This window comes from Bacillus cereus group sp. Bce041, from assembly GCF_052646455.1.
This window is the reverse complement of the sequence record NZ_JBQXON010000039.1, coordinates 1-10,767: the sequence shown is the minus strand read 5'-3', so window position 1 is coordinate 10,767 and position 10,767 is coordinate 1. Positions and strand designations below refer to the sequence as shown.

Here is a 10,767-nt window from a genome sequence, read left to right as displayed (position 1 = left end):
TATTCGAAAGGTTATCCACTACTATAACTTCGTAACCGCTATTTAGTAATTCTACACATGTATGACTACCAATATATCCTGCTCCACCTGTTACAAGTATTGCCATAATTACAAGCCTCCCCGTTACTTCATATCTTTATAATAAGCATGTAAACACTAACCTAGCTATAATTCAAACTAGCTAGGTTAATAAAAAACTTCTTTATTTATAAAAATTAGTCTTACAGATTCTCATCCTATAAATTATCCCCTAATTATAAAGAAACTTTTTCACGAACTACAGCTGGTCTTCCTACTGAATAATAGTCTACATTAAACTTGTTCACATATTCTAAACCATGGCAATTACGACCATCAAAAATAATAGGTTGTTTCATTAATTTGATATACTGTTCAATAGGGAATTCTTTTATATCATCCCATTCAGTTACAATAAGTGTTACATCGGCATTTTTAACTGCTCCTGCAACAGAGGACACATATTGAACCTCATTAGGTAATACTTTCTTTGCATTTTCAGTAGCAATCGGATCATAAGCTACGACCTTCGCACCCATTTTTACTAAATCATTTGCAATAACAATAGATGCCGCTTCTCTCATATCATCAGTATTTGGTTTAAAAGCTAAACCAAGCATAGCCACTTGCTTTCCTTCCATATCACCTAATACATTTTTTATTTTTTCAACGAGCGATGCCTGTTGATTATTATTTACTGTAATAACTGATTTTAACAAGTCAAAATCATGATCTACATTACCAGCAATTTGTATTAAAGCATGTGTATCTTTTGGGAAACAAGAACCACCATATCCAATACCAGCTTTTAAAAATTGTGTACCAATTCTTTTATCTAATCCCATACCATTAGCTACATGCTCTACATCCGCACCTATTTTTTCACAAATATTAGCAATTTCATTAATAAAGCTAATTTTTGTAGCCAAGAAAGCATTTGCTGCATATTTAATCATTTCTGAACTTCTAATTGTTGTTTTAAAAACAGGAACATTAAAAGGTTTATTCACTTCTTCCATAGCCTCGGCAGTTTTAGCATCATCAGTCCCAATAACGATACGATCTCCATAGAAACTATCGTGAATTGCTGAACCCTCTCTTAAAAATTCAGGGTTCGATACCATGCTAATTTTTACATTTGCTTTTAAATTTTGTTGAATTAAATTTTTTACATGATCATTTGTTCCAACTGGAACTGTACTTTTAATTACTACAATCGAATCTTTTTTAAGGTTATTAGCAATATCTAAAGCAACTTGCTCAATATATTGTAAATTAGCTGAACCATCTGCTTGCTGCGGTGTACCTACTGCTATATAAATAACATCTGCTTCTTCAATCCCTTGACGACAATCCGTTGTAAATAACAATCTATTTTCTTTAATATTTTTACTCATTAAATCATCTAAACCTGGTTCATATATTGGTGAAATACCTTTTTTCATTCTTGCAACTTTATTTTCATCAATATCAATACAAGTCACGCGATGCCCAATATCCGATAAACAAACCCCCGTTACTAGTCCTACATAACCTGTACCAAAAATAGCAATATTCATCTTATATCCTCCTTAATTATTAACAATAAAAAAAGCCCTTTGAAGAAAAGGGCTTTTAATGCTTATTTAACAAAATGTTTTACTACTCCATTTAGAGCATAATTTATAAAACACCATGCAGATTTCGGGATACTTAACTCCTCAATTTCTCTATATAATTTCCAATTCATTTTAGCCATTTTAAATTTTTTACTAGAAATAGAATTTTCAACTTTTCTATACTTAGATAAAACTTCATCTAATCCATAAGCATAATGACCTTGTCTTAATATTTTCAGCCATGTTGCAGTATCCTGCCGTGTTCTAATATTAGGCATTTGTACTCTACCTAACTTCTCAATATCCAACATCACCGTTAAACAGCCGATTATTGTATTTTTTAATAATCCATTATAATTAATTTTCTCTGGAACATGCACAACCTTATCAGTGAGAGTACCATCTTGATTCATAATTTGATAACTCGTAAATGAAAAAGCTATATCATTATTCTGCATAAATTCTAATTGCTTTTCTAGTTTTTCCGGTAGCCATAAGTCATCACTATCTAGGAAAGCTACATACTTTCCTTTTGCATTATTAATGCCAGTATTTCTCGCTATTGCTGCTCCACTGTTTTCTGTCAATTCAATTAACCGAATACGGTTATCTTTTTCAATTTCTTCTTTTATTAATTCACGAGTATTATCCTTTGAAACATCATCTACAATAATCATTTCCCAATTATTATAAGTTTGAGATTGTACGGAATGAATCGTCTCTTTAATAAAGGAACTTGCGTTATAAGATGGTGTAACAATTGAAATAATAGGTTTAATATCTGATACATTCGAATCAATATCCATTTTTCTACAATACTCCTTTAATAATCATAATAAGAGCTACTAATGCTAAAACACTAGTAGCTTAGGTAAAACTATATCTAAATATAGACTATTTTGAAGGTAGCATAGACTTTCCACATTTAAATAAAAGGTCATTTTAAATACAACTTAAAAACCTCATTACTGTACCTTGTAAATCACAATGCTTTCACATCCCAATTAATCCTCTATATTATTATAAACCTCAAGCATAATCCTTACACTTTCTTTCCAACTATACTTAGAGTTTACAAGTTCTCTACCTTTTTCTCCAAACGCTTTTCTTAATTCTGGGTTTAATGCTAGTTCATATAACCTCTCAGATAGCTCTTTTGAATTTCCTGCATCGACTAGATATCCAGTTTCCCCATGTAATACGACTTCTGGTAATCCTCCTACATTTGAAGCAACAACTGGAACGGCACAAGCTGAAGCTTCTAAAGCTGCAACCCCAAAGCTTTCTGATAAACTAGGGATGCAAAAGATATCTATTTCATTCAAATAATTAGGAATTTCTACATTTGGAATATTCCCTATAAACTCTACTTGATTTTCTAACTCAAGTTCCTTGACTAATGAATTTAATTCCTCTCTCTGACTTCCCTCACCAATAATAATTAATTTTAAATTATCGGCTATATTATTATATCCCTGGATTTTTAACTTCTTTTTTAATTCACTTACTGCCCGTATTAAATAATCAATCCCATATACCTTCTCTAGTTTTTTTGCAATTCCTATACGAAGCTGATTATTTTCATTATTATTCTTATTATCATTCACCCTAAACAATTGGGTATCAATACCAAATGGTGTAATATATATTTCCTTATTATAATCTAAGTATTTTTCTGTCTCTCTTTTCATATCATGGCTTGTTGAAGTAATATATTTTGCATGGCTCAAATTTTTCTTTAATATTCGTCTATTTACTTCCCTTTTATTAGGAAATAAATATACATCACTTCCCCAAACAGAAAGGATTGTTGGTTCAAATTTAGCTAATCGAGCCAAAGTTCCATAACCGCTTGCATAATGTACATGTAAGAAATCTGGGTTATATTTTCTTAATACAGATTTTAAAGCCCATGCATTTAAATAATAACCATATCCCTTTTTAAAAGGTAACACCTCTATCTTGACATTAGAATCTATCTTATCCATATCAGGTTCATGCATAGTGACTAGGGTAACATCAAATTGATTTTCAACTAATGCATTTACCCATCGAACAGTATGAATATTTGATGCAGGGGCTAAATAGCATATTTTTTTCATTATTTTACTCCTTTGAGGTATTTTTTTCGAATTAAACCTCCACTAAATCCTAAGGAAATAATTATCCATTGCATTATACCAATTGCTAAATTATTTTGAATTAACGTTACTTCAAATAATTGATGTATTATTATAGCAATTAAAGCTGCTCCTGAAATTCTAGAATTAGCATAATGACCATAACGACACAGATACAACCAAAGACAATAGAATAAGATTAACAAAAGTCCTACTCCTAATATTCCTGACTGTAATATAATTTCTAGATACATGTTATGTGCTGACATACCACCATTAAACCTCATATCAAAGCTATATCCTAATAATGGATTTTCCATTGCTGAATTCAATAGATCTTTCCAAACAAGCTGTCGTCCAGAGAATAATGATTTCCCCGTTAACTCCAATAACTTACTATTCCATTCTAGTGCAAAGTCATATTCTGGCAATCTAGGATACCAGAAGCTAAATAACATACAAAAAGCTAAAATAACACATATATATATATGTGTTAAAATTTTTCTTTTGCAAAGGAAATCCCATATATAGTAAGTTATAAAAAAGACAGCAAGACTAATCCAAATGGATCTAGCTTGGCTATAAAAAATTAATATTATTGAAAAGAAAGACACACAAAGAAAATATAAATTACCTATTCGCTTTGTTTTAAAATAATTCACTCTAAATATAAAAAATATATACAAATAGAATACTGTTGCCCCCAAGGTGTTAGGGTTTGTATATAATATATTACTCATTCTTCCATTAGTAGCAACATCTAATATATAACAAATAACCACATATACCATTCCAAATATTGACATATACTTTATTATATTTTCAGTTAAATTATAAATTGTTAAAGAAATAAAAAGTATGTTAATTAACAACAATTCGCTAAATATATAGACACCTTTACTACTTGGATGATCTAGCAAACTAAAGAATGAAGAAATCGTAAAAGCAATAAACACAACATATATATATATTTTTCTCGATCCTACTCTAAAATTAATTGATAGTAAAGATAATAAAAAAAACGCTCCCATACCGAAAATAGACAGTAAACTAAGGAAGCCTAGTTTATCTAAAACCGGTATACCACTATTATTTAAAATAGCACAAATAATAAACATACTCAGTAATATTGATAGTATTTTATTTGATACTTTTTCTACTTCAGTAGAAGAAATAATATTTTCCAATCACTTTTACCCCCAGCATACGATACGACTTAGTATCCTTATAAAAATTTACTCACTTATTATTTTCTTCTCATATTCTGAAACAATTTTATATATCCATATTATAAATACAATACAGCTTAATGAACCAATCAGTGATAACCAAGGTAATAATGTATAGATGTCTTTACTGAAGAAAGGAATAGCTATTATGGTTGATATCGTCATAACTGTTTGAATAAATGAATAAACTAAAGCATTTCTCTGCTTATTTAACACAACAAATGTCTGTACAATGGGTGAACTCATAAAATTAAAAAATAACCAAGGTGATAGTATTTGAACATAGCTTCCAGCCTCTTTCCAACTTTGACCAAAAACAAAACTAAAGATTACGTCTCCCTCAAGCCCCAAAATAAGAAATAATGGAAGCGCAACTAATAACAATCTAAATATAATTTTGTTCATTAATGGTTTAATGGCTTGTTTATCATTATAATATTGAGAAGCTCTATTCAAATAAACTTGTCCTACAGCAGATCCAATAACTGCTAATGGTGCCCTCAATACTTTCCATGCAAATGAATATAATCCTAAAACAGCACTTCCATAAAATATACTGATTAAAAATAATAACCCATTATTCATAATTACATCCATAAATGCATGAATAGAATTATACATTGGCATATCTTTATATTTTTTTGCAACCTTTATTATACTTCTGGAACCTTTTAACTGAAAATTGATTTCAAAAAAGTTATTACTTCTTCGATTCTTTAAGTATATATAAGATGCTATCACTGACAATATATGTGCAATAACTAATCCAGTACCACCTATTTTATAAAAAGCTATTGATAAGACAGAAAATAGTAGCGTCTGTATTATACGTGAATTACCCATTCCTTTATAATCGTTACTTCTATTGCTTAAATAATAATATGTTTGATATAAACCCGTAAATAAAACAAATATAAACAAACCTAAAAATAACTTATTTCCTTCATTAGAAATACTATTATAAATTAAGGTAGCAAATAATATTATAATAGATATTATTAAACTGGAGAATATGCATAGTTTTTTTAAGCTATCAGCTTCTTTTTCATCCTTAGGTAGTAAAATAGCCATTTCATATCTCATTGTAGCAAAAAGGCCTAACGATGTTCCTATTGTCAGAAATAAAGTATATAATCCAAATTCACTTGGGCTATAAACTCTGGTGATAATTGGAGAAAATAAAAATGTAATAGCATGAGCAATTGTAGTACCTGTTAATAACTTCATAGCATTTTTAACAAAATCATTTTTCAACAAATTCTATTCCTCAAATCTTTACTCTTTTTATTTATTATACTCAATCTAAATTTAAGCAATTAGAGAATTTATTATATCATCTAGCACCATCACCAGTGATTACAACTCTAACTGTTTTAATAATAATTTTAAAATCTAAAATTATACTTGCATGATTGATATAATAAACATCTAAGTTTAATTTTTCTTTCGGTGTAATTTCATATCCACCATTGACTTGTGCCCACCCAGTCAATCCTGGTTTGACTTCTAATCTTTTCTTAAACCCAGGTATATCTCTTTCAAATTTCTCCGTAAATATCGGTCTTTCCGGTCTTGGTCCGACAAGAGACATATCACCTTTTAAAATATTAAATAGTTGCGGTAATTCATCAATTCTTGTTTTACGAATAAATAACCCTATTTTTGTAACACGTGGATCATTCTTTTCTGCCCATTTTGCTCCATTTTTTTCTGCATCATTCCGCATGGAGCGTAGTTTAATAACTTTAAATCTCTTCCCATTCAATCCTAATCTTTCTTGCAGATAAAAAGGAGACCCTGGAGATTCTAAAATAATAAGTATACTAAATATCAATATAACAGGCATTAATACAATTAATCCTACTAAAGAAAACATAACATCTAATAAATACTTAATTCCTAAATAGATTTTAGATTGATTACTTTCTACTTGAATAGTTTGAGTATCAGGTGTAATTTGATAATCCCTCGCTATATTTTCACCAGTTTTCATATTCCCTCTCCCCTACAATTATTTGATCGCTTCTTTATGTACTAGTTCAACCATATATTTTATGAGTTGTTCTTTTAATTCTTTTTGTTGCAGTGCCATTTCAATTGTAGTCCTAATAAACCCAAACTTTTCCCCAACATCATAACGAGTACCTTCAAAGTCATACGCAAACACACGTTGCATTTCATTTAAACGCTGAATCGCATCTGTCAACTGAATTTCTCCGCCAGCACCTGTCTGTTGATCTTCAAGAAACATAAATATTTCCGGTGTTAATACGTAACGACCCATAATCGCTAAATTCGATGGTGCTGTTCCTTCTGGTGGTTTTTCTACAAATTGACGCACTTGATAATTGCGGCCATTTCGCTCAATTGGATCGATAATGCCGTAACGATGTGTTTCATTTTCTGGCACTGTTTGTACACCAATTACAGATGATTTTGTACCTTCATATTGATCCATTAATTGACGCAAACATGGTGTTTCTGCCTGCACAATATCATCACCAAGTAATACCGCAAATGGTTCATTTCCAATAAATTTACGTGCACACCATACTGCATGTCCTAGCCCTTTTGGTTCTTTTTGTCTTATGTAATGAATATTAATTTTTGAAGAAGCTTGTACTTTTTCAAGCATTTCATACTTCCCTTTTTCTAAGAGATTTTGCTCTAATTCAAAGGAATGATCAAAATGATCTTCAATGGCACGTTTACCTTTTCCAGTAACAATAATAATATCTTCAATTCCTGATTCTATCGCTTCTTCTACTATGTATTGAATTGTTGGTTTATCAACGATAGGTAACATTTCTTTCGGCATCGCTTTCGTTGCTGGTAAAAATCTTGTCCCAAGACCAGCAGCTGGAATTATCGCCTTTCTTACTTTTTTCAAAAATATCCCCCCTGCATCCATTTATTCATATGTAGCAATAACAAAAACCCTACCTATAGAGTTATTTTTATAACTCTATAGGTAGAGTTTCTATTAGAAATAAATTATGGGCATCCAACCCATCCTCACGTCATACTCCCGACGACAAGCGTCTAAGGTAGGTTCGAAATAAAAATTTCTACCCACAGCACGACCGAGTGCCCCCATTGATAACGGTTAGGAGACATCACCAGTTCCTTATTTAAAAAATACCGAACAATTTTTTACGACGAATTTGTTCTGGATCTTCTTTGTAAATTGCCTTCCCGCTAATTAATAAATACGGATTTTCTTTCAAATCACTCATAACACTCGTTCCAAATTCTTTCTCAATTAGTTCATAGCTTTCTGCTAAATGAAATCCTCTTGACGTTGTGTTATGTGCATCTGAAGCGACCATATGTGTTAAATTATGTTCCACAAGCTGTAGTGAGAATTTTTTAATCTTTTTACCAAATTTCCCAAGTAAACTACCTGCTGTCACTTGTGTTAATGCACCTTTATTTACGAGGTTATATAACTTATCTGGCCGCTCAATTAACTCGGCATTACGTTCTGGATGAACGATAATTGGAATCATTCCTTTTACACGTAGTTCATATAATAGTTGTTCGGCATAACGAGGTACGTGATTCGATGGGAACTCAATGAATATGTATTTATGTGTTTCATTTAAAGTAACGATTTTACCAGCTTCATAGTCTTCTAATAACTCACCATATAACCTGACTTCTTGCCCAGGTAAAATAGTAAGTGGAATATTATGTTGTTGTAGTTCATCATTTAGTTGTTTTACGTGATGAATAATTGAGGTACGTTCATTTACATATTTTCCATTTTGATGATGTGGTGTTGCGACAATGGTATGTATTCCTTCTGACACAGCTTGTTGCGCCATGGCTAAACTATCTGTTACTGTCTGTGCACCGTCATCGATACCAGGTAAAATGTGACAATGTAAATCTATCATTTGTTTCATCCTCCCTCTCTCCTATAAAGATCTTTTTTCCCTTGAATATGAGATATCGCTCATATTCAAGGGAAAAAAGGAGATATGTTTCAACCATATCTCACTCTTGTAATTAGTTTGCACCGTAATAATAATATAAGCCTTCTTCACGTTCACGATCATTCAGAACAACGCCCAACAATTTACCTTTAGCTGATTCTAACAATCCTTTTGCTTTTACCGCTGTTTCTTTCTCTGTTGATTCACTACGAACAACAAGAATAGAAGCATCACATACATTTGCCATAATTTGCGCATCGGTTACAGCTAAAATTGGTGGCATATCAAAAATAACTAAATCATACATACTGTATGCTTGTCCAAGAAGTTCTTTCATTGATTTTGAACCTAACAATTCTGCCGGGTTTGGTGGGATTGGACCACAAGCTAAAAAGTGTAGATTGTCTACAGATGTCGTTTGTACACATTTTTCTAAACGTTCACTATGTGTTAATACATTCGTGAGTCCAAAAATATTATCTACTTGGAACATTTGATGCATTGCTGGTTTACGCATATCTGCATCAATTAATAATACTTTTTTTCCTTGTTGAGCAAACACAACTGCCATATTCGCTGTCGTTGTCGTTTTCCCTTCACTTGGGTTCGCAGATGTTACCATTAATGAATGTAAATTCGTATCAACAGCTGCAAATTCAATATTCGTTCGAATATTACGATATTGTTCTGAAATTGGTGATTTCGGTTGTTGATGAGCAATTAATTGACGGCGTTGACGATGATTCTTTTTCTTTTTAAATAAATTAAGAGCCAATTGTTTGTCCCCTCACTTTTCTTGATGATGGAGCGTGTGATTTCACGTTCAATGTTTCTTCATCCATACGAGCTACAATACCTAATACTGGTAAACCAAGTAAATTTTCTACATCTTCTTCTTTTTTCACTGTGTTATCTAAGTATTCGAGTAAGAATGCAAGACCAACTGAAGCCATTAAACCAACAATGAAAGCAATTGCTATATTAAGCATAGGAGCTGGTTTAATCGGAGATTGATTTTCTGCAACTTCTGCTTTAGATATTACTGTTACGTTATCAACGTTCATAATTTTTGCAACTTCGCCTTTAAATACATCTGCAGTTGCATTCGCAATATCACGAGCTATTTTAGGATCTTTATCCTCAGCTGTTACAGCGATTACTTGTGAATCCTTTTCATTCGCAACATTAACCTTTTTTGTTAACTCTTGCGCTGTCATATTTAAATTTAATTTTTCATTCACTTGTTCTAAGATTACTGGGCTTTTAATAATAACCTTATATGTATTCGTTAATTGAATATTCGTTTGAATTTCACCAGCTTGGAACATTGCCCCTTCTTGTTTCTTCTGGTTAACAAGAATTTGCGTCGAAGATTGATAGATTGGTGTCATAAAGAAGAAGCTAATAATAGCACTTACTATTGCTGCACCAAAGGCAATTACGAGGATCATTGCTAAACGTTTTTTAAAAATATGAAATAACTCTTTTAAACTAATTGTTTCTTCCATAAGTTCCTCCAACTTTCTAAAATTTACACATAGGAAAAATTATAACATATAAATCTTACATTTTTTATTTTTAATAATTCAGTTCTATATTTGTTCACAGGAAACAAGTATAATCTTACAAAATAATCTTAAATATGACAACACATTCCAATGATTTTCCAAATTATTTATCATATCATGTTTTTTATGCTATGTAACTTGAGAAATAAATTTCAAAATGAGAAAAAGCCAATAAGTATTTCTTCTGAAGTGCACCCCAATTGTTAGACACAGTCTAACAATTGGAGGTGCATTTTTTATGGCTAAATTTTCTTCAAAAGAAAAAATCCAAGCGGTGAAACGATATTTAGATGGTA

11 protein-coding genes are annotated in these 10,767 nt (G+C 31.2%); all 11 read right to left on the bottom strand.

Features of this window, described 5'->3' with window-relative positions:
* On the bottom strand, positions 1-106 hold a 106-nt coding region (locus tag ACUN13_RS31995), incomplete at its 3' end, for an NAD-dependent epimerase/dehydratase family protein (protein WP_113623475.1).
* A 148-nt stretch (positions 107-254) separates the two neighbouring features.
* Positions 255-1,577 (bottom strand): UDP-glucose dehydrogenase family protein, encoded by a 1,323-nt coding sequence (locus tag ACUN13_RS31990; protein ID WP_089607749.1) that lies wholly within the window; start codon positions 1,575-1,577, stop codon positions 255-257.
* 62 nt (positions 1,578-1,639) lie between these two features.
* Positions 1,640-2,422 (bottom strand): glycosyltransferase family 2 protein, encoded by a 783-nt coding sequence (locus ACUN13_RS31985; protein ID WP_089607750.1) that lies wholly within the window; start codon positions 2,420-2,422, stop codon positions 1,640-1,642.
* A gap of 198 nt (positions 2,423-2,620) precedes the next feature.
* On the bottom strand, positions 2,621-3,718 hold the full coding sequence (locus ACUN13_RS31980; protein WP_089607751.1) for a glycosyltransferase: 1,098 nt from the start codon (positions 3,716-3,718) through the stop codon (positions 2,621-2,623).
* Positions 3,718-4,923 carry an O-antigen ligase family protein gene (locus tag ACUN13_RS31975; protein ID WP_089607752.1) on the bottom strand — a complete coding sequence of 402 codons (1,206 nt, stop codon included), beginning with the start codon at positions 4,921-4,923 and terminating at the stop codon, positions 3,718-3,720. Before ACUN13_RS31975 ends, ACUN13_RS31980 begins: the two co-directional genes overlap by 1 nt.
* Before the next feature lie 48 nt (positions 4,924-4,971).
* Positions 4,972-6,222, bottom strand: coding sequence for a lipopolysaccharide biosynthesis protein (locus ACUN13_RS31970; protein ID WP_232732721.1), 1,251 nt, complete (start codon positions 6,220-6,222; stop codon positions 4,972-4,974).
* Between the two features lie 76 nt (positions 6,223-6,298).
* Positions 6,299-6,958: a sugar transferase gene (locus tag ACUN13_RS31965; RefSeq protein WP_017674225.1), complete on the bottom strand. Its 660-nt coding sequence runs from the start codon at positions 6,956-6,958 to the stop codon at positions 6,299-6,301.
* A gap of 18 nt (positions 6,959-6,976) precedes the next feature.
* The gene (galU, locus tag ACUN13_RS31960) at positions 6,977-7,855 is read right to left on the bottom strand and encodes a UTP--glucose-1-phosphate uridylyltransferase GalU (protein WP_017674224.1); all 879 of its coding nucleotides are present in this window, start codon (positions 7,853-7,855) and stop codon (positions 6,977-6,979) included.
* Positions 7,856-8,096: 241 nt separating this feature from the next.
* Positions 8,097-8,864 (bottom strand): tyrosine-protein phosphatase, encoded by a 768-nt coding sequence (locus tag ACUN13_RS31955; protein ID WP_031312366.1) that lies wholly within the window; start codon positions 8,862-8,864, stop codon positions 8,097-8,099.
* 112 nt (positions 8,865-8,976) lie between these two features.
* Positions 8,977-9,678 carry a CpsD/CapB family tyrosine-protein kinase gene (locus ACUN13_RS31950; protein WP_001207164.1) on the bottom strand — a complete coding sequence of 234 codons (702 nt, stop codon included), beginning with the start codon at positions 9,676-9,678 and terminating at the stop codon, positions 8,977-8,979.
* Positions 9,668-10,411 (bottom strand): YveK family protein, encoded by a 744-nt coding sequence (locus ACUN13_RS31945; RefSeq protein ID WP_000393115.1) that lies wholly within the window; start codon positions 10,409-10,411, stop codon positions 9,668-9,670. The genes ACUN13_RS31950 and ACUN13_RS31945 overlap by 11 nt, the downstream gene beginning before the upstream one ends.
* Positions 10,412-10,767: the final 356 nt, after the last annotated feature.